The sequence below is a fragment of the Desulfosporosinus nitroreducens genome (assembly GCF_023897015.1).
GTDB lineage: Bacteria > Bacillota > Desulfitobacteriia > Desulfitobacteriales > Desulfitobacteriaceae > Desulfosporosinus > Desulfosporosinus nitroreducens.
The window spans coordinates 12,679-31,399 of sequence record NZ_JAMHFY010000002.1; the positions used below are offsets into that span (position 1 = coordinate 12,679).

The 18,721-nt window shown below is 41.5% G+C and carries 21 protein-coding genes and 3 pseudogenes; 18 read left to right on the plus strand and 6 right to left on the minus strand.

Going from position 1 to position 18,721, the window contains the following annotated elements; all coding sequences use genetic code 11:
• Window positions 1–24: 24 nt before the first annotated feature.
• The 6 genes and pseudogenes from M8E35_RS02245 to M8E35_RS27155 all read left to right on the plus strand — a co-directional run.
• Window positions 25–276 carry a hypothetical protein gene (locus M8E35_RS02245; RefSeq protein WP_252467115.1) on the plus strand — a complete coding sequence of 84 codons (252 nt, stop codon included), beginning with the start codon at window positions 25–27 and terminating at the stop codon, window positions 274–276.
• A gap of 208 nt (window positions 277–484) precedes the next feature.
• Window positions 485–2,335 carry an acyltransferase family protein gene (locus tag M8E35_RS02250; protein WP_252467116.1) on the plus strand — a complete coding sequence of 617 codons (1,851 nt, stop codon included), beginning with the start codon at window positions 485–487 and terminating at the stop codon, window positions 2,333–2,335.
• Window positions 2,336–2,717: 382 nt separating this feature from the next.
• Window positions 2,718–3,359, plus strand: a complete 642-nt coding sequence (locus M8E35_RS02255; RefSeq protein ID WP_252467117.1) for a TetR/AcrR family transcriptional regulator — start codon at window positions 2,718–2,720, stop codon at window positions 3,357–3,359.
• Entirely contained in the window at window positions 3,356–4,072 is a 717-nt protein-coding gene (locus M8E35_RS02260) for an SAM-dependent methyltransferase (RefSeq protein WP_252467118.1), read from the plus strand. The genes M8E35_RS02255 and M8E35_RS02260 overlap by 4 nt, the downstream gene beginning before the upstream one ends.
• A gap of 55 nt (window positions 4,073–4,127) precedes the next feature.
• Window positions 4,128–4,316 (plus strand): cysteine-rich KTR domain-containing protein, encoded by a 189-nt coding sequence (locus M8E35_RS02265; RefSeq protein WP_252467119.1) that lies wholly within the window; start codon window positions 4,128–4,130, stop codon window positions 4,314–4,316.
• 251 nt (window positions 4,317–4,567) lie between these two features.
• Window positions 4,568–4,723 (plus strand): annotated as a pseudogene (locus tag M8E35_RS27155) (DUF3102 domain-containing protein); the annotation flags it as partial.
• Window positions 4,724–4,813: 90 nt separating this feature from the next.
• On the opposite strand, the gene M8E35_RS02275 reads toward M8E35_RS27155, so the two are convergent.
• A complete protein-coding gene (locus M8E35_RS02275; RefSeq protein ID WP_252467120.1) occupies window positions 4,814–4,960 on the minus strand; it encodes a hypothetical protein in 147 nt (48 codons plus the stop codon).
• 174 nt (window positions 4,961–5,134) lie between these two features.
• Between M8E35_RS02275 and M8E35_RS26825 the strand changes: the two are divergent.
• Both M8E35_RS26825 and M8E35_RS26830 read left to right on the plus strand, forming a co-directional pair.
• Window positions 5,135–5,659 (plus strand): annotated as a pseudogene (locus M8E35_RS26825) (SGNH/GDSL hydrolase family protein); the annotation flags it as partial.
• A 219-nt stretch (window positions 5,660–5,878) separates the two neighbouring features.
• Complete coding sequence (locus M8E35_RS26830; protein WP_366557028.1) at window positions 5,879–5,962, plus strand: putative holin-like toxin; 84 nt, start codon at window positions 5,879–5,881, stop codon at window positions 5,960–5,962.
• A gap of 148 nt (window positions 5,963–6,110) precedes the next feature.
• Here the strand turns inward: M8E35_RS26830 and M8E35_RS02290 are convergent, their stop codons facing one another.
• Complete coding sequence (locus M8E35_RS02290) at window positions 6,111–6,308, minus strand: hypothetical protein (RefSeq protein WP_252467123.1); 198 nt, start codon at window positions 6,306–6,308, stop codon at window positions 6,111–6,113.
• A 97-nt stretch (window positions 6,309–6,405) separates the two neighbouring features.
• Here M8E35_RS02290 and M8E35_RS02295 point away from each other — a divergent pair, with 97 nt between their 5' ends.
• The 5 genes from M8E35_RS02295 (at window position 6,406) to M8E35_RS02315 (ending at window position 11,609) form a co-directional block, all read left to right on the plus strand.
• Entirely contained in the window at window positions 6,406–7,332 is a 927-nt protein-coding gene (locus tag M8E35_RS02295) for a DUF1848 domain-containing protein (protein ID WP_252467124.1), read from the plus strand.
• A 393-nt stretch (window positions 7,333–7,725) separates the two neighbouring features.
• The gene (locus tag M8E35_RS02300; RefSeq protein WP_252467125.1) at window positions 7,726–8,304 is read left to right on the plus strand and encodes a Uma2 family endonuclease; all 579 of its coding nucleotides are present in this window, start codon (window positions 7,726–7,728) and stop codon (window positions 8,302–8,304) included.
• Window positions 8,305–9,188: 884 nt separating this feature from the next.
• Window positions 9,189–9,374 carry a hypothetical protein gene (locus M8E35_RS02305; protein WP_252467126.1) on the plus strand — a complete coding sequence of 62 codons (186 nt, stop codon included), beginning with the start codon at window positions 9,189–9,191 and terminating at the stop codon, window positions 9,372–9,374.
• A gap of 715 nt (window positions 9,375–10,089) precedes the next feature.
• A complete protein-coding gene (locus M8E35_RS02310; protein ID WP_252467127.1) occupies window positions 10,090–10,413 on the plus strand; it encodes a helix-turn-helix domain-containing protein in 324 nt (107 codons plus the stop codon).
• 566 nt (window positions 10,414–10,979) lie between these two features.
• On the plus strand, window positions 10,980–11,609 hold the full coding sequence (locus tag M8E35_RS02315; RefSeq protein WP_252467128.1) for an HAD family hydrolase: 630 nt from the start codon (window positions 10,980–10,982) through the stop codon (window positions 11,607–11,609).
• A gap of 154 nt (window positions 11,610–11,763) precedes the next feature.
• Here the strand turns inward: M8E35_RS02315 and M8E35_RS02320 are convergent, their stop codons facing one another.
• Window positions 11,764–12,003, minus strand: a complete 240-nt coding sequence (locus tag M8E35_RS02320; RefSeq protein ID WP_252467130.1) for a DUF2922 domain-containing protein — start codon at window positions 12,001–12,003, stop codon at window positions 11,764–11,766.
• A 67-nt stretch (window positions 12,004–12,070) separates the two neighbouring features.
• A complete protein-coding gene (locus tag M8E35_RS02325; protein WP_252467132.1) occupies window positions 12,071–12,295 on the minus strand; it encodes a DUF1659 domain-containing protein in 225 nt (74 codons plus the stop codon).
• Window positions 12,296–12,549: 254 nt separating this feature from the next.
• Here M8E35_RS02325 and M8E35_RS02330 point away from each other — a divergent pair, with 254 nt between their 5' ends.
• Entirely contained in the window at window positions 12,550–13,443 is an 894-nt protein-coding gene (locus M8E35_RS02330) for a DUF3102 domain-containing protein (protein ID WP_252467133.1), read from the plus strand.
• 179 nt (window positions 13,444–13,622) lie between these two features.
• Here the strand turns inward: M8E35_RS02330 and M8E35_RS02335 are convergent, their stop codons facing one another.
• Window positions 13,623–14,591: a LysR family transcriptional regulator gene (locus M8E35_RS02335; protein ID WP_252467134.1), complete on the minus strand. Its 969-nt coding sequence runs from the start codon at window positions 14,589–14,591 to the stop codon at window positions 13,623–13,625.
• A 279-nt stretch (window positions 14,592–14,870) separates the two neighbouring features.
• Here M8E35_RS02335 and M8E35_RS02340 point away from each other — a divergent pair.
• Both M8E35_RS02340 and M8E35_RS02345 read left to right on the plus strand, forming a co-directional pair.
• Window positions 14,871–15,011, plus strand: a pseudogene (locus M8E35_RS02340) (DUF3102 domain-containing protein); the annotation flags it as partial.
• Between the two features lie 101 nt (window positions 15,012–15,112).
• The gene (locus tag M8E35_RS02345; RefSeq protein ID WP_252467135.1) at window positions 15,113–15,607 is read left to right on the plus strand and encodes a GNAT family N-acetyltransferase; all 495 of its coding nucleotides are present in this window, start codon (window positions 15,113–15,115) and stop codon (window positions 15,605–15,607) included.
• 380 nt (window positions 15,608–15,987) lie between these two features.
• Here M8E35_RS02345 and selD read toward each other — a convergent pair whose 3' ends face one another.
• Window positions 15,988–16,992, minus strand: a complete 1,005-nt coding sequence (selD, locus tag M8E35_RS02350; protein ID WP_309446440.1) for a selenide, water dikinase SelD — start codon at window positions 16,990–16,992, stop codon at window positions 15,988–15,990.
• A 159-nt stretch (window positions 16,993–17,151) separates the two neighbouring features.
• Between selD and M8E35_RS02355 the strand changes: the two genes are divergently transcribed.
• A complete protein-coding gene (locus M8E35_RS02355) occupies window positions 17,152–18,114 on the plus strand; it encodes a LysR family transcriptional regulator (RefSeq protein WP_252467137.1) in 963 nt (320 codons plus the stop codon).
• A gap of 250 nt (window positions 18,115–18,364) precedes the next feature.
• Window positions 18,365–18,697, plus strand: a complete 333-nt coding sequence (locus tag M8E35_RS02360; protein ID WP_034596872.1) for a CGGC domain-containing protein — start codon at window positions 18,365–18,367, stop codon at window positions 18,695–18,697.
• Window positions 18,698–18,721 lie beyond the last annotated feature (24 nt).

The window sequence follows — 18,721 nt, forward strand, 5'->3', positions numbered from 1 at the left end:
CAAACACCGGGAAATTCCAACGGCATGCGGGTTAAGTACACGGAAGCTATGGGCGGGATGAGTCAAATAACCTCCTTTGCCTACGATGAGCTGCGCAGAATGACTTCTGAAAGTCAGGTTCAAGCCATGGGGATTCTTAAGGTTTCCGGCTTTATCATAACTATAAGTTACAGTGCTAGTGCCGTTATTCCAGGAGGCAAGCCTTTTGGCAAAGTCGTAAACAAACGTGTGAGTAGTGCTGTAAACGTATCATCCGAATGGTTTGCGCAAAACTAAGACTGTAGGGAGCACGACGAATAACTACCATTAGACGCTCTTATTTCTTTATACTACACAATCTGCAATTATTCGCGTATTTTAACTTTTTCGTAAGATAATTTAAGTTTTTTGTAAAGCACTATAACTCTAAACTTGGTATGGTAAAAAGGAGAAATGGCTATGATGCGAAAATCCGAAGCCTGACCTAAGTGGAGAGTGAAGAAACATGAATTGCAGCAAGAAAATGAATCAAACGAATTTACATCAAAGGGGATTGCAGGGGAATTCCATCGGCTATATGCCGGGATTAGACGGACTGAGGGCATTGGCAGTGTTTGCCGTGATCGCTTACCATCTCAATCTGACTTGGGTGCCGGGAGGGCTCTTAGGGGTAAGTCTATTCTTTGTGCTATCCGGGTATTTGATCACTAATATTTTACTGAAGCAATGGGAGCAGTCCGGAGCGATTGACTTGAAAGATTTCTGGCTGCGTCGGGCCCGGAGGCTGCTGCCGGCTCTTTTTGTGATGCTGGCAGGCGTGATGTCCTGGGTTATGCTTTGCGCTCCGGAACGCATGGCAGCCTTGAAGCAGGAGGCGCTGGCTGCGGTATTTTATACCAGTAACTGGTATCTGATCTTCCATCAGGTATCCTACTTTGAAAGCTTCGGTCCGCCGTCTCCGCTGGGACACCTCTGGTCTTTGGCGGTAGAAGAACAGTTTTATCTTTTCTGGCCCCTTCTTTTGGGATTGGGGCTGCGCTGTCTCCGTCAGCGAAAATGGATTATCGGGGGAACAATGGCTGTCGCTTTGACTTCCGCTGCGGCAATGGCGCTGATTTACATACCGGGTCAAGACCCCAGCAGGGTATATTATGGAACGGATACACGTGCTTTCGCTTTACTTGTCGGGGCACTACTTGCAATGGTATGGCCCAGCCGGAAGATGAACCCAGATCTGTCCAGCAAAAAGAGACTGGCGCTGGATGTGGCGGGAGGCCTGGGGTTATTGGTCGTACTTTTGATGATCGGGAAAACAAACCAATACCAGACCTCTCTCTATCAGGGCGGACTCTTGCTTTACTCTGTCGCGGCAGCTTGCCTGGTGGCAGTTCTGGCCCACCCGGCCAGCTATCTGGGTAGGTTATTCGGATGGGGCCCATTGCGTTGGCTAGGAGATTGTTCCTATGGGATTTACTTGTGGCATTACCCGGTCATCATACTGACAAATCCAGTTGTGAGTACAGAAGGCTTGAACCTTTCACGCACACTCCTGCAAATTGCGGTAAGCATTATCCTGGCCGCTCTATCTCGCTACTTAATCGAAGAGCCGATCCGGTACGGACGACGGAAACAAGTTCGGAGGCGGAGGTCGGACCTTCAGTGGTGGCACAGGCCATTGGCCCCCAGTACTAAAATTTCATTTAGTATATTGCTGATGTTTTTAATATTGTTTGTGACCCTCAATGGGGGCATGCAAATTTCGCAAAGAGCTTTAGCGAAGAGCCATGTGACTCAAAACCAAGCTCAAGTAGCTGACAAAGATGAGCTCGCTAACATTGAACCTAAAGCGACAGAAAAGAAAAGTGATATCAGTGGGGATGATATTACGATCATTGGAGATTCCTTAATGATCAATGTAGCGCCTGTTTTGCAAAACCGCCTGCCTGGTATTGTAATCGACGCGCAACTTGGCAGGCAGATGTATCAGGCTCCGGATCTCATTTCTAAGCTCCAAAAAGAAGGTAAGCTCGGAAAAATTGTAATTATTGAATTAGGAACAAACGGTTCGTTCACAGAAAAACAGTTAATGAACACCTTAGACTCCCTGCAAAGAGCTGAAAAAATCTTGCTGGTGAATACACGTGTCCCGAAGCCCTGGGAATCAGTAGTAAATGAGACCCTGACAAAGGTAGCGGAGTCATACCCAAATACTAAGCTGATAGATTGGCATTTGATCAGTAGTGGCCATGAGGATTATTTTTATCCAGACGGTGTTCATCTAACCCAATCGGGCATGAAAGCCTACGGGGAGACGCTAATCGATGCTCTAATTTCTAATCAAAACGATGGAGAATAATCAACCAGCTACTCGAAGGAGTTTATTAAGGATATCGAAAAAAAATACAATGAATACGTTAACCTTACTAAATATGATGAATCCGTTGCTCTTCCTATAAACTCGTCTAAAGGTTGATATGGATGCAAGGAAAGCCGCCATACGAGCCGAGGACATGACAAAGGGAGTATTTATCCCCGGTGGGCAGCTTGCCGCAATTTGAGCCACAAATAGCTGTAAATCCACTCCATACCGCTAATTTGTAATGGCAAGATAAAAGACAAAGGAGTGCGGCAGCGTAACAACTATCGTACTCCTTTTTACATACCTATTGACAAGTAAACTATCGTTTACTATAATAAGTGGTGAACGATAGTTTACTGCTCTTGAGAGGGGTTTTTAGATGTCGGATACAAAAGAAAATATTTTGCATACCGCGCTCCGCTTGTTTGCGCGAGATGGCTATGAAGCTGTTTCGGTTAGCGCTATTGCCGGGGAGCTTGGAATGACAAAAGGAGCTTTGTATAAGCACTACAAGAATAAGCGGGATATATTTGACAGCATTGTGGAGCGTATCTATCAAATGGATTATGAACGAGCGCAGGAATTTGAGGTTCCAGAAGAAGTATTCGAGAAAGCACCATTGCCATACCACAATACTTCTGTAGATAAAATTGACGCTTTCATCAAGGCGCAATTCCGTTTTTGGACAGAGGATGAATTTGGCTGCCATTTCCGCAAAATGATTACATTGGAGCAATACAGAAATCCTGATATGGCAGAGCTGTATCAAAAGTGTCTTGCAGGTGGGCCGGTAGATTATATGGAAGATTTGTTCCGCGAAATGATAGAACAAGGTGTTTTGAGCAAAAGTAATCCGACGCAATTAGCACTTGAGTTCTATGCACCGTATTACCTGTTGTTAAGTATTTATGACGTATCCCCGGATAAAGAGAAAGCCACGAATCTTTTAGCGGCGCACATCGAGCGCTTTATGCAAAAAAACACAGCGAAAATGAGTAAAGAAAAGGAGCAATCACAATGAAATATATTATAAGCCAAAAATACAATACGCCCGAATTACAAGCAAAAATGATGGGACCTAACCCCTTAAAATTGCAGGAGGAAATGCTTATCAATCATAAAATTCCCGCCGGAAGCCTCGTTTGCGACTTGGGCAGCGGGCAAGGGGTTACCAGCATTATGCTTGCTCACGATTATGGTTTCACTGTTTACGCCGCCGATCTTTGGAGCGAACCGCAGGTAAACCGAGAATTTTTTGATGAGATGGGGTTAACCCACGAACAGATTATACCGGTCAAGGCCGACGCCACCGATTTGCCATTTGAAAAAGAATTTTTCGATGCGGTAGTCAGCACAGATTCTTATAATTATTGGGGACGCGACCCGGAATACTTGGATGCAAAGCTACTGCCTTTCGTCAAAAGCGGCGGTTATATTTATGCCTGTGTTCCCGGCATGAAAAGAGATTGCCATGATAATCTACCGGAAGAATTACTTCTCTCGTGGACGCCGGAACAGCTTATCTACTTGCGTGATATTCACTATTGGACAGAAATTTTAAATCAATGTAAAGACGCCAAAGTCATTTCCATATACGAGATGGAGGGCAATGAGGAACTTTGGGAAGTGTGGCTGAACCAAGAAAATGAGATTGCGGTCAATGACCGCAAAACAATGGAAGCTGGCGGTGGGAAATACTTGAACTTTATCGCTTTTGTACTGCAAAAGAAGTAAATGAAAGGATTTGATGTGAAAGACGCAATAATAAATTCAATAGAGAGGTGGTCTGATGGAGGAAACAATGTGGTTGCATTGCCCGATTTGTAAAAATAAAACTCGTATCCGATTAAGAAAAGACACCGTACTTGAAAACATCCCGCTTTTTTGTCCAAAGTGTAAGCAAGAAACCTTAATTAATGTACGACAACAAAATATGTCAGTTGTTAGAGAGCCAGACGCACAGACGCAGAGCCGATAACCACAGAGATAAAACTCTTGGTTGTCGGCTCTTTTTTTGTAAAAGGATTACACTATCACAATCCGCCTGTGATGCAATAGCTCTTTGTTGCGCCAAAACAAAACAGCATAGGTAAGTCTGATTATGCCACCCGAAAGGAGGTCTGCCCTTGGCAATTTACCATTGCAGTATTAAGGTCATCAAACGCAGTCAAGGCAAAAGTGCCGTAGCTGCCGCCGCCTGTATCGCCAATGCCCTCACCGAGCAGGGCGTTGAAAACTCTCGTTGACTTAAACAGAGTAGACCCGGTGAAGAAGGAAGCAAACAGGAAAGAGCCTTTAAAGATAGCGACTAACATGGTGGGGACGCTCACAAAATATCCTACAGGGATTAAGACAAATTTGCATATTAAAAAAGACAGTGCCTAGAGATAAGGTTGATTAATTAATTGTTATGAATGACAAGTTGATCCTTTAGGGCAACGACAGGTGCAATGCTCATAATATACATTTAGACATCTAGATATATGCATTCTTAGCTATCATGATATCATCCGATTTACCAATCTGACTATAGTGGAACAACTCTGCTTCAATGTTTACGGTATTCGCCCTCATTGGCTCCTGTATAATAGCGGCTTTCAGTTTCAGTCCCAGTTTTCCCATGGTCTCCTCTGGGACACCTCTGGTCTTTGGCGGTAGAAGAACAGTTTTATCTATTCTGGCCTCTTCTTTTAGTAATGGGGCTACGTTGTTTTCGTCAGCGCAAATGGATTATCGGGGGAACAATAGCTGTCGCTTTGACTTCCGCTACGGCCCATTGCGTTCATGGGATCTAAGGCAACAGATAAGAAAAATGCTATCAATGGGGATGATATTACGATCATTGGAGATTCCATAATGATCAATGTAGAGCCTGTTTTGCATAATCGCCTGCCTGGTATTATAATCGACGCGCAACTCGGCAGGCAGATGTATCAGGCTCCGGATCTCATTTCCAGTCTCCAAAAAGAAGGTAAGCTCGGAAAAATTGTAATTATTTAATTAGGAACAAACGGTTCGTTCACAGAAAAAGAGTTAATGAACACCTTAGACTCCCTGCAAAGTACTGAAAAAATCTTGCTGGTGAATACACGTGTCCCGAAGCCCTGGGAATCAGTAGTAAATGAGACCCTGACAAAGGCAGCGGAGTCATACCCAAATACTAAGCTGATAGATTGGCATTTGATCAGTAGTGGCCATGAGGATTATTTTTATCCAGACGGTGTTCATCTGACCCAATCGGGCATGAAAGCCTACGAGGAGACGCTAATCGATGCACTAATTTCTAATAAAAATGATGAAAGGGAAGTAATAAGTAATTAAAACGGAAAGATACAGGGTTTTATGGGGTATACTTTTTTCAGTTATGCTTGTGATAATCTTAGCATCAGAGATTCATAAATCATCAATAGCATAAGATAATTCTTAAACCACTTAGACATAATAAAAAGCACCCAAAATTGAGTGCTTGTATGCTATAATTTATTTGTAACAGAAAAAGGCTTGAGGGCGGTCGGCATTCCTCCGAAGGGAGGTGATGCCATGGAAGTATACCAGACTTTGATGCTGATGATTTCATTTGCAACATTGGTAGTGTTAATACTTTCATTCCATAAACGGAAATAGACCGCCTCACAGCAAAGGTTCGGTCTATTCCGCACTTTTGAAGCCGACCGCTCTTTAAGCGGCTGTTACATTGGAGTCATGCTACTAACATGACTCCTCTTTGATTGTAGTATACCACAGTTGATTCAAAGTATCACTATTGATAGTGTTAGACAATACTTATAAAATTTAAAGATAGATTATTGGCTAAGTACAAATCAGGCGTGAGAGCATATAAGTCCGGGATCGATTCCTTAAGCGAAATAAGCGGCCAGCCCGATAATCGTATAATTGTAGGATTATCGGATTGGCCGCTTATTTCACGGTATAGAAAGCCAGCAATTGAGCAGGCTCGTATTGTTGTCAAATCTACCTCCAGCCTTGTATTATTTAAAAGAATGAATCAAGTTTTAGAAATTATAATCATAGTTGAGTTTTCAGTGTTGTGATGGGAGTGATGTTTAATGATAGTTTCAGCGTCCCGGCGAACAGATATTCCCTGTTATTATTCAGAATGGTTTATAAACCGCTTGAAAGCAGGATTTATAGTTACCAGAAACCCGAGGAACAACGCACAGATTTCGTGCCTGCCGCTTAATCCCGAGGTGGTTGACTGCCTAGTATTCTGGACAAAGGATGCAGAAAATATCCTCAGTTCACTTAAACTTATTGATGAGATGGGATACAAATACTATTTTCAGTTTACGCTGACACCTTATGACCGCACTATAGAGCAAAATCTGCGCGATAAACTGTCTATTGAGGACACCTTTATTGAGCTTTCCCAACAAATTGGCAAAGAGCGAGTGTTGTGGCGATATGACCCAATTGTGCTCAATGCTATGTTAACCATAGATTATCATAAATTAAAATTTGAACGGCTTTGCCAAAAACTTGCACCCTTCACTGAAAGTGTTACCATCAGCTTTGTTCAAGTCTATCGTAAACTAAAAACATCACTTATCCGTGAAATTACTGATGAAGAGAAAGCTGAACTTGCCGGCTTTATCGGGAAAACCGCCAAGGCCTACGGACTTACAGCAAAGGCCTGTTCTGAAAAAACAGACCTGACACTTTATGGAATCGAAAAGGCAAGCTGTATTGACCGATCTATGCTAGAAAAAGTTTGCGGCTGTGGTTTAAATATTTCACCCGATAAGAATCAGCGTCACGGCTGCGGCTGTATGGAAAGCATTGATATCGGGGCCTATAACACCTGCCCCAATGGCTGTGTTTATTGTTACGCTAATAACAGTCCGGATACCACTCTGTGGCGTTATAACTCCCACAAGCTAGAAGGTCAAATTCTTATCGGTTCAATAGCAGAGGGTGAAAAAATAACGGACAGAAAGAGTAAATCAAATAAACAACTACAATTTCGATTGTTTTGAAGTTTAAAATCAGACAATCTGTATGATCACACTTGTGAGTCTGGCCCATTCTAATTAGGATTCTAGCATCCCTATGGAGGTTCGCATGATTTCTTCAATTGTTCGGTAACTTTCAATTATAGGCGTCCAAGAAATCATTTCCCATCCAATATAAAAATTGCTGAAGACGTTCCTTTATCAGCATGTCAATTAATGGTATAATATGGTTGAGTATCTTTGCATGACTTAGACGTTAATCGCTCATGAAGAACAAAGGCCTGTCAATTCCGACAGGTGATGATCTTTAACATGATTATTATAAAATATCGTATATGATGAAGTAAATAATTTTAACAGGATTCCTCAATGGCTATGTACAGAAGATTGTTATCTTGAATAAAGGAGAGTGCTATTATGCCAATATCCCAAGAAGAAAGACAATACACGTATGCAGACTACCTAGCATGGCCTGAAGATGAAAGAGTAGAAATTATTGATGGTGTTCCGTATATGCAAGCAACCCCTTCACCAGAACATCAGGAGATATCAATGAATTTATCTACTCAGATTTCAGTCTACTTAAAGGGAAAACCCTGTAAAGTTTATGCAGCACCATTCTCTGTTAGGTTAATTAAGGGTGACGAAAAGGAAGACGAAGACATTAAGAATGTTTTTGAGCCTGACATTACTGTTGTATGTGACCAATCTAAAATTGATAAACAAGGCTGTAAGGGTATACCCGACTTGATAATTGAAATTATTTCTCCATCTTCGATTAAACATGACAGGGTTACCAAGTTTAATCAATATGAAAAAGCTGGAGTTGTGGAATACTGGATTGTAGAGCCTGAAGGTAAGCTTGTAAGTGTATTCATATTGCAAAGTAACGGTAGGTATGGTAGGCCAGAAATATACACAGAAGAGGAAACAATTAATGTATCAATATTTCCAGATTTAATGGTAGATTTGAGTGCGGTGTTTCCTTCTATTTAACAAGGGAGGCAACGCATTTTCATAATCGATACATTGTTTGTTTTATAACCACAATATTATGAATGAACCTGGACTTTGCGCTTGTTTTAGATATTGACAGCAATTCCGCCCAATGCTGCTCTCCGCTTACCTTGTCCTGTCACCCCGCTGTTCGATACGGCACAATAAATACCTTAAAGGCAAGCCTTGTCAGGTTTTTGCTGCTCCATTTGACCTTTGTATTCCTGAAACTAATGAAAGTGATGATAAAATTTCTAACGTTATCTCCCAGCCAGATATCGTTGTGATTTGTGATAAATGCAAACTTAGAAAAACAGGTTATTTTGGAGTACAAGAGTTAATCATCGAAATAACCTCGCCTTCAACTGCAAGAACGGATAAAATAACGTAGTTCAACAAATATAAAAGGTCGGCGTGAAAGAATACTGGATTATTGAACCTGAACAAAAGATCGTGAGCGTATTCTTGCTGCAAGACAACAATAAATACGGTAGGCCCGGATGTATATTCAGAAGAAGACCAAATTGCAGTAACTATCTTCCCCGATCTCGCAATAGATTTAAAACCAGTTTTTATGGGTATTTAGTAAATATAAGAAGTCAGAATTCCTTAGCGTACAGGAAATCTGACTTCTTATATCGTTATATGGTTAGTACAAAATGCGCATTATATTAGCACTTCATCCGCAAAAGAATAATTATTTTGCTGCTAGAAGTACGCTGAAAATCTGCTATTTTGTCTGCTAGAAATGTGCTGAAATCCTGCTGGAAAGAGGTTAATCCACTATAAGTAGATGGGTATGTTATACTGATTATATATTGCGTATTAGTCGGATTATGTGTAATTGCACATCTTAATTAATTATACAAGAGGAGAGTTTGATAATGGAAAAGGTTATATGGGTTAGAAGTAATGGAAAAATGATAGGTGCAAAAGAAGATGACGGTTTGGATATCGTAAACAGGCATTTAGAAGAAGGCTGGAAAGTTAAGCATATATCTGCATGTGCTTTAGGCGAAAGCATAAACACTGGACAAGCATATATTGTTATTGAAAAAGATGTTGATTAGTGTAATTTAAAAAATATAATTAGCCCCGATTTGGTTTGCCAAATGGGGCTAATTTTCTGCTAAAAGCTTGCGATTTCCTATTGATAAAGAAGTACAAACCTGTGATTTTACCCGCTGCAAATTCTAGGTGTAACAGCGGATAAAGCCTTTGTAACGATCCTCAAACCCGCTAGGACTACCGGTATTGTTGTAAATTTTAGCCGGATAAGACAGTAATCTTATTTAATTATCAGTTGGAAGGTTGATTGCATAATGAATTTTACGCCTCCCAATTATTTTATAAATAATTATAAATTCGTTAATAATATGAGAGAAGAAGCTAAAGGGATGGAAGACCACCACAGCATCAAGGTAATTGGCTTCTTTGAGTAGCTTTTGTAATTCCAAACAGTTCGCAAGGTTTTGTGGGCCTTCCACAATTTCGGTAAATTGTTTTATTTATTTGTGTTGTTAGATTCCAATTTTCTAGGATATATCGCCTACAATTCTCAACTTGCATGATGATATCATCCTCGTTAGCCGACCTAGCGTAAATTGCTACCAGCATTATTATTCTTCCTTTATAATCAGGTTTAATTGCCCGAAATGTAGAATCTTATCACGATATTAACAGTATAAGACAAAATACAGCTTATGGCAATATTTTTTAACGCTTATAGAGTGTTAATTAAGCATAAGCTAACCTTTATAGTTACTATTAAAGGGGTTGTGATTAGTGGATTACGGCATAATTGGAGAACGAATAAAACGGGAACGATTAGATAAAGGATTGACTCAGGAAGTGCTAGCTGAAAAAGCGAATATTTCCGCCTCATTTCTTGGGCAAATTGAGCGGGGAGAACGAAAATTAAGCCTTGTAACTTTAATTGAAATTGCTAAAGTTTTAGGTGCCAGCTTAGATTATTTGGTTAGTGCCTCGCCGAGAGAAAATCCAGAACTTGATGAATTGACTTACCTACTGCGCGATCACAGCCAGCAAGAAATAAGAATGATAACAGATATTTCTAAAACGGTTTTTAAATATTGTGATGTTAAATAAGTGTTCGTACAAAAAAATGACCCAATACAAATCTGGCTCGAAGTTCCATAATAGTCCGGGACTGAATGTTTACGCGAAATAAGCGGCCTGAGCATCGTACACGCGTACGATGCCCAGGCCGCTTATTTTTTTCCACAAATTCCTCTAAAGTCCTCCCATACTGCTCGACAATGAAATCCATAAAGCACCGGATGCAATGGGGCAACATTGACATACTACGAATTTATAAATAACTCGTCATCTTGATTACCCAAAAAATCCGTAATATGATAGAACATGTTAATAATAATTTAATTAACAATTGCCATAAGCAAGGAGATTTAATGAAATCAAAAGTATTGCTTCTCTGATATTCATAGGGTGCTATTGCTTTGGTAATTGCCACTTCATATATAGATTTAAGCAAAAAAGTTTGACAACCCATATGGCTTCTGTGGGATCTCCCTATATCTAGAGAGTGCCAGGCTCAGGCGACAATATCTTTAGATACTTATGGCCAGCGGAGACGTTATTCTTCTGCAAAGCAAACATATTGGATCGGTAACAATTAAAAGGATGGTAAGATAATGGAGATTGATAGTATTATTTTTGATTTAGACGGCACTCTTTGGAATTCCATAGCAGGTATTTGTGAGGCCTGGCAAACGGTCTTAGCCAACTATCCCAAGATTACAAAAGCAGTAACACCAGAAGATATGCAGGATTGCATGGGGCTGCCAATGGACGAAATAGGTAAAAAGTTGTTCCCGGAATTAGATGAAGATGATCAAAAGAAATTAATGAAAGAATTCTGTGAAACAGAACAAGCTCATTTAGAGGAACATGGCGGAATGTTATTCCCTAAATTAGAAGAAACCCTTGAAAAGTTAGCTCAAAAATACAAATTGTTCATAGTCAGTAATTGTCAGGATGGCTATATCCAAGCCTTCTTTAAGGCCCACAGCTTAAATAAATACTTCGGTGATTTTGAATGTTGGGGTGTAACAGGGCTGTCGAAAGGGGAAACCAATAAAATCCTCATAGCAAGAAATGAACTGAAAAAACCTATTTATGTAGGAGATACTATGGGAGATGCCCAGTCAGCCAAAGTGGCGGAAATTCCGTTTGTATATGCAAGATATGGCTTTGGTAAGGTTGAAGAATATGATTATGTGATTGATTGTTTTGAAGAATTGTTAACGATAATATTCGCCTGAAAACCGAACACTATAGCTTTCTTTGTCTAACTGCTTGGTTCCAGTTAATAAAGGGAAATTATATATTCCAATGTCTGGGAATGAAGATAAAACAAGGAGGCGCCTAAAGAACTGAGAGCAGTTTAAAAGGCGCTCCTTTTCTGTGGGAAATTGCTTACGTCACCGGCGGATCATAGAGATCGTTCGTAGTCATGTCAACCACCCTAATATCCCGTATCGCAGCAAGTTCGCCGCTGGGACTGTTAAAAACATTCTTTGCTATAACCGTTTCCATCACAGCCTGGGCCTCAGGCAGCGTCAGGTTCTCCCTCGGCTGTGCGACGGATATAACGAAGGATTTGCCGCCGGTTGTAAGAAAAGTTAGCTTTAACACCTTGCTTGTAATAATCGCCATTTGAATCACCTCCTAATGATTTACTTTGACTTTTCATAGCTGGTCTTTCAGCAGACTTTCCCGCTGCTTATTCATTAGTAAGCTCCCAGTTTTTGCCGAGCACAACATTCAGCAGCGGATACTGGCTCAGACTTGATAGAGCCGCTGCAACATCATAGATGTCTTGACTCGTGGCTGTAGGCTTGACATAATTCAAGCTTTTCTTTCGGATCTCCGGGCCGCCTGCCGGCGTAGTCCCGGTTTGGTATTTTGTTGTCAATATCGAATCCAAAGATATCTCTGTCACCGCCATAGTTTATCCCTCCCTTCAGCAGTTTGACAAGCTGAGCTTGTTCACTCTTGTCCCAATATACTATGAGAATGATTGACAGCCTGCTACAGGCTTGGGGACATTAAAAAGATTCTAAAAAGGGTAGTACCCTGCTGTCTCCAACAAACAGCGGGGTACTTCTTTAGATTAAAAAGCCTGACGACTGAGGTTGTCACACTCTTAAGCCTGGCTACATATCCTATGAGTGAAATTAGCCCCAAGGAGGTGTGGATATCGTGACTGATTCAGTAACTGATGTCATCAGCGGACGCACCACCCAGGTAATCGCGGCTGAAATTAACCTGATCAAATACCAGGCTGAGAGGGTCTACCTGGCCGCCGCCGTCGAGATCGGAAGGCGGCTGACGGAGGCCAAGGCCCTGCTCAAGTATGGAGAGTGGGGCAAGTGGCTGGAGGAGTCGGTGGATTTCTCCCAGAGCAGGGCCAATAAACTGATGCGTATCTTCAAAGAGTACGGAGACGGACAGCCTACCTCCTCAAATTCGGATCCGGATCCGAATTTGAACTACAGCCAGGCGGTGCTTCTTTTAGGGATCCCAAAGGAGGAACGGGCACAATTCATCATTGATATGGATATCGAGGGAATGACCAAACAGGAACTCAGGCAAGCGGTCAATGAACGAACGCAGACCCTGCAAGAAAAAGACCGGGCCTTGCTGGAAAAGAAACAAGCCCTGCAGGAGAACGAGTACCTCCAGAAGGCAGTGGAAGACCAAAGCAGTATCATCACCGAGCTGACTAGGGAGCTTGCCAATCTGAAGGTCCAATTGGAGAACGTCAAAACGTCCAAAGCGGAACTCGATCAAACGGCCAGGCAGCTGAAGGATTCGCTGGAATCCCTCCAACAAAGCTCATCCGCCAAGGGCTACGAGAGGATGAAAACGAACTTCATTAATACCTCGCTCAAGGTCAGGGCCAACCATATCGCCTTCCTCTGTGAAAACCTGGATAAAACCATTAAGGAAGTAAAGCATGAGCTTCTCCAAATCGCCCCCAATGATAAGGAGACGTATATCACTTATAAGAATAAAGTTTACGATCTTTTGAATGTGTGGCTTAAGGATGAGACGTGGAGCAGACAAGCTTGTCCCGGCGAAGATGGGCAGTAAGGAATGGTGGATGATGAAGAGGAAATATGTTTTCCCGGCCATTATTAAGCGGGATAAAATAAGCGACATCGAAAGGGAAGATTCAGTCCTAAACAAAAATAATAGACCAGGCATATAGAGCCTGGTCAGATTAAATTATTTATGATTCAAAGCTAATAAGTTTTAACAATTTACATTTTCTATTTAGACGCAATTAAACGTGGTTTAATGACCGGTTCCGCTATGTCATAATCATCTTTACCTAAAATTCTCTGAATCAAATCACGATTAGTTAACAGGTTGATTAAGATATTCTCCTCTTTAGTTTTCTTAATGCGGGCATCTGTGAGAATATTAAGGGGGCGATAAAGGGGGCTGTCTTCCATTTGTAATGTCTTAAAAACTTTTTGATCACTTTCTTTGCTGACAGTTAAGGCGGAAATGATGGTTATACCTAGTCCGGCAGCTACGGCATGTTTGATCGCTTGAGTACTTCCTAACTCCATTGCTATATTTAACTGCGCAGGATCAAGTCCGCTCTGCTTTAGCATAATCTCCATCACCTTACGAGTTCCAGAACCCTCTTCTCGGGTCAAGATGCGCTCGTTCAAGAGTTCATCGAGTCTAATAGTTTTTCTCGCTGCCCAGGGATGGAAATTAGGTATAACAACTACCAACTGATCTTCCCAGAAACTTTCAACATTTAGATTTTTGTTCTTGCCCACTGGCCCCTCAATCAAGCCAATATGCATTTTTTTCTCTAAGATATCTTGGGATATGGATTCAGTATTGGCGATTTTAACCTTAAACTCAACTTCCGGATGAATTCTGTGCAAAAATGTTATAAGATGCGGAAGTATATATTCGCCGATCGTCAAGGTTGCGCCGAGACTGATTATTTTTTTCTGATTCTTAGTTAGAGCTTCTATCGCCTCTTTGGCAGACGTTAAGGTATCCAGAACACTTTGAACATAACCGTAGAAGACTTTGCCCTCTTTTGTTAAACTTACGCCTTTATTTGATCTATTAAAAAATTCTGCACCATATTCTTTTTCAAGACTCTTGATTTGTACAGTAACGGATGGTTGACTTATATGAAGTTTCTTAGCAGATAACGAAATATTGTTAGTTTTAGCTACTTCTTGAAATACAAGCAAGCGTTCATCCATAATATGATCTCCCTTCGCAGTAAGCTAATCCAAACACTGATAATTTCATCCAGTATTAATCCTAAGTGTATCTGAATCTCCATATGAATTTCCTATCTATGACCAGCTAAATATCAGCATTACTAACCACTGCATCCACATAAACCGCCCAATTATAAGGCTTTGACTCTATAATAAAAAATAGCACATTACCTTCAGCATTACTGTCGTTAATTTGACAAATCATTTGTCGTTTTTTCGACAAAACTCTACTAAATGTTTGTCCAAGAAAGTTCATATTCAAATTCGGATCCGGATCCGAATTTGAACTACAGCCAGGCGGTGCTTCTATTAGGTATCCCAAAGGAGGAACGGGCACAATTTATCATCGATATGGATATCGAGGGAATGACCAACAGTTATCGGACTCAAGGAGCAAAATAAAGGTAAATACATGTTTTTAGGCGAATAATAATCTGACCATAGTAGGATTAAGCGTAGGAAAGATTGCTTGTTTTCTATATATGAGAGGGAGTGTCGGTTTGCTAATCAGAAAAGCAGAGTATGAGGATTTAAATATAATCATAGAAATATTTAAGAATGCTATTAAGGTAATGAACGACAACAATATTAACCAATGGGATGACCTTTACCCGACTACGACAGATCTCGAACAAGACGTATTAAATGGACAAATGTATGTTGGAATTAAAGATGGCGAAATAGCTTCAGCTTTAGTGATTAATAATGAATGTGAAGAAGAGTATAAGTATGGCAACTGGAGATATGACAATGACAAGTTTGCTGTTGTACATCGACTGTGTGTTAACCCAATCTACCAAAATAAAAAATTTGGGAAAGAAACTATGATAAAGATAGAGGAGATATTGAAGACAGAGGGAATTCAATCTATAAGATTAGACACGTATTCTCTAAATCCATATGCCTTAAAAATGTATCAGACTCTCGGATATCAAAAGGTTGGAGAAGTAAAGTGGAGAAAAGGATTATTTAATTTACTTGAGAAGAAATTATAAAGGACTTTTTGTTAAACATTATTCTGATACCACCCAGGAAGATTTTAATAGCAACAGCGTTTTGTGTTTAGAACACTGGTGTTATTGTCATAATTCTTTATCGAACCCAAGAAGTAACATAAAGGTAATTATTAACTTGGCATAATATATTCGGTGGGGGCTTATCCCGTATTGGGCTAAAGACGAGACCAAGAATCCTTAAAGCATTCTAAGGGAATCTGAAACTGTTTCTCATGAATATAGTTCAGGAGGTTAACCCTGGTTCAGATATATAGTGATTCTTAGAGAATGGGTAGTGTTTACTAGTGGAATAAATAGGAAGAAGACGCAGATAAACATCCGCGTCTTCTTCACTCTAATCTAGTACTTGTATTGGATAGCTAAAAGGGGTTTTCACTTCCCAAACCCCTTCGAACCTTAATTGGAAAATCTGTTCGTTTACCGATATAGCCTATGATATTTGCAGCAAGAGTCCCGGCCCGGTTCAACTCAGAGATCATCGAATCAGCCGCCTCTGCCGGAACGGCCATGAGTAAGCCTCCGGAGGTTTGGGCATCAAATAAAACCATTTGCTCAAAAAACGTTATTTTTTCTTCCCATTGGACTTGGTCTCCTAAATAGCGAGCATTAGAATGAGTCCCGCCGGAAATTCCGCCATATTTAAGAACATCCCAAACCTGGGGTAAAATCGGCAGCTTGTCATAGTCAAGCTGTGCAGATAAATCCGGATTTAACATTTCTCTGAGATGGCCCAGTAAACCAAATCCCGAAACGTCCGTGCAGGCATGAACAGGAAAGGCCTGCATAACTTGGGCTGCTTTGAGGTTAAGTTCCAGCATAACGGCAGTAAGAGCGGCTTCTACCTCATCCTCCACGATCCCAGCATCAATCCCTGATGCAAGAATTCCGGTGCCCAGAGGTTTGGTCAAGATTAGGGCATCCCCGACAAGGGCACCATTTTTGCGGATTAATTTATGCGGATCAACCAGTCCTGTTACGGAAAGACCATATTTTGGAGAAGCATCATCCACAGAATGGCCGCCGACAATGGTGAAACCGGCTTCCCCAGCCTTCGCAGCACCGCCGGCCAAAATGGCCCCTAAGGTTTCCATCGGCATGGTCCTAATGGGAAAGCTGACGATATTCAGAGCAAATATCGGCCGGGCTCCCATGGCGTAAATATCACTGATGGCATTGGCAGCCGCTATAGCTCCGAAAGAATACGGATCATCAACGACCGGGGTAATGAAGTCCAGAGTTTGTACGATGGCTAGATTTTCATTGACACTATAAGTAGCCGCATCATCATCCAGACCGGACAGCAAACCGGGAACGTTCTGTTTGGGCAAATAAGATAAAAGAATGCTTAGGTCCTCCGGACCTATTTTACAAGCTCAGCCAGATCCGGGAGAATAATTGGTTAAACGGATTGAACGATTAAGATCTGTCAATTGCCTTGCCTCCTTATCTATTTTAGCGTATCATAATTTTATGTATGCTTGAAATGCAGCGAAATCAGAAAGCCTATGCGGGAGGAGTATAGTGTGGACATTCAGCATTTAAGAGCCTTTTATGAAGTTGCGCGCTGGAAAAGTTTTTCTAAAGCTGCCGCAGCCTTATATTTAAGCCAACCTGCGGTCTCCCGGCAGATATCGTCCTTGGAAACGGAAATCGGCTTACCACTGTTTGTCCGGATGGCGAATCATGTTTCCCTTACCGAACCTGGGCGGAAGCTCTTAGCCTATGCCGAAGAGATTATCAGAACCTTAGAGCAGGCCAACCGGACCATTCAAGACCTGCGGGATTTGCGCCAGGGAACGGTTACAGTAGCCGCGGACCGTTATTTGAGCAACTACTTCTTACCGCGTTTTGCGGGGGAATTTCACCGTCGCTATCCGAGCCTGCAGCTTCAGATTCGTTCTCATCCTCATGGCGATTTATATAATCTTCTGGCCGGAGGAGAGATCGACCTCGCCTTCTTCTGCGGGGCAGAACCGGCAGATAATTTACCCCTTACCCTTGAACCGCTGTACCAAGAAAGACTTTTCTTGGTCACTCCGGCGAAACCCGGCTCCAGAGCCGCCTTGAAAACTACGGGCCTGGCCAATCACACGACAGCGTGGAATCAACAGGAGAACCCGGCAAGGAATAGTTTTCCCGATAACGCCAGAATTGCCGAAGTTATGGCTGAATATTCCCCCTTTCTTTTTCCTCCCTTAACTGACTTGTTTTCTAAGTTTAAAGAGTTTCTGCCTGAGGAGCAATCTCCTGCCGATGCAGCCGTAACCGTTGACTCCTTAGAAGGAATTAAAACCTTCCTGCTTAACGGTTTTGGAAGCAGTATTTTACCGGAAAGCTTAATCAAGGAAGAACTTGAGCAGGGGGCTTTGTCAGGGGTCCCTCTAAATTGCACTTACCCAGTCATTTTAACATATCCTAAAGATTTTCGCTTACCTCATCCGGCCCTTTTATTTATTGGAGTTATTCATAAATTAATCCATAAATGATGCCCGGGTAAACCCGGCAGAGAACAAAAGGCTCACTCAAATGACAGTGAGCCTTTTTGTTTTATCATTCTGTAATGATTTTTGAATATTCATCAAGGTATGCTGTAATTGCATAATATCTATGATGACAATGCATAACCATTATGGCCTCGCCTGTGGTAACATAGCATAAACAACATGGACACTGACAATTAACAAAAGCAAAAATCAAAACAAACAAACAAACAAAGCATAACTGGAGGGAAGTTATATGCCAAAAGTCGGAATCATCCGTTGTCAGCAGACTGAGGATTTATGTCCGGGAAACACAGATTTTAAAGTTGCCAGTGAAGGTAAACTGGCATTCGCCGAAACAGGTCCTGTTGAAGTCATCGGTTTTGTATCCTGTGGCGGATGTCCTGGCAAGAAAGCCGTTGCCAGAGCAAAACTAATGATTGAGAGGGGTGCGGAAATTATTACCTTTGCTTCTTGTATGAGCAAAGGAAACCCAATCGGTTTCCCATGTCCCCATTTTGAAAGTATTAAAAGTGCGGTCGAAAAAAAAGTCGGTCCGGAAGTACCATTAATTACCTGGACACACTAATTGAATGAGATTAGGGAGGAAGCA

Excerpts from the sequence above, each read along its gene's own strand:
- M8E35_RS02245 (WP_252467115.1), top strand. The coding sequence starts at position 25 with ATGCGGGTTAAGTACACGGAAGCTATGGGCGGGATGAGTCAAATAACC.
- M8E35_RS02250 (WP_252467116.1), top strand. The coding sequence starts at position 485 with ATGAATTGCAGCAAGAAAATGAATCAAACGAATTTACATCAAAGGGGA.
- M8E35_RS02255 (WP_252467117.1), top strand. The coding sequence starts at position 2,718 with ATGTCGGATACAAAAGAAAATATTTTGCATACCGCGCTCCGCTTGTTT.
- M8E35_RS02260 (WP_252467118.1), top strand. The coding sequence starts at position 3,356 with ATGAAATATATTATAAGCCAAAAATACAATACGCCCGAATTACAAGCA.
- M8E35_RS02265 (WP_252467119.1), top strand. The coding sequence starts at position 4,128 with ATGGAGGAAACAATGTGGTTGCATTGCCCGATTTGTAAAAATAAAACT.
- M8E35_RS02275 (WP_252467120.1), bottom strand. The coding sequence starts at position 4,960 with ATGGGAAAACTGGGACTGAAACTGAAAGCCGCTATTATACAGGAGCCA.
- M8E35_RS26830 (WP_366557028.1), top strand. The coding sequence starts at position 5,879 with ATGGAAGTATACCAGACTTTGATGCTGATGATTTCATTTGCAACATTG.
- M8E35_RS02295 (WP_252467124.1), top strand. The coding sequence starts at position 6,406 with ATGATAGTTTCAGCGTCCCGGCGAACAGATATTCCCTGTTATTATTCA.
- M8E35_RS02300 (WP_252467125.1), top strand. The coding sequence starts at position 7,726 with ATGCCAATATCCCAAGAAGAAAGACAATACACGTATGCAGACTACCTA.
- M8E35_RS02305 (WP_252467126.1), top strand. The coding sequence starts at position 9,189 with ATGGAAAAGGTTATATGGGTTAGAAGTAATGGAAAAATGATAGGTGCA.
- M8E35_RS02315 (WP_252467128.1), top strand. The coding sequence starts at position 10,980 with ATGGAGATTGATAGTATTATTTTTGATTTAGACGGCACTCTTTGGAAT.
- M8E35_RS02320 (WP_252467130.1), bottom strand. The coding sequence starts at position 12,003 with ATGGCGATTATTACAAGCAAGGTGTTAAAGCTAACTTTTCTTACAACC.
- M8E35_RS02325 (WP_252467132.1), bottom strand. The coding sequence starts at position 12,295 with ATGGCGGTGACAGAGATATCTTTGGATTCGATATTGACAACAAAATAC.
- M8E35_RS02335 (WP_252467134.1), bottom strand. The coding sequence starts at position 14,591 with ATGGATGAACGCTTGCTTGTATTTCAAGAAGTAGCTAAAACTAACAAT.
- M8E35_RS02360 (WP_034596872.1), top strand. The coding sequence starts at position 18,365 with ATGCCAAAAGTCGGAATCATCCGTTGTCAGCAGACTGAGGATTTATGT.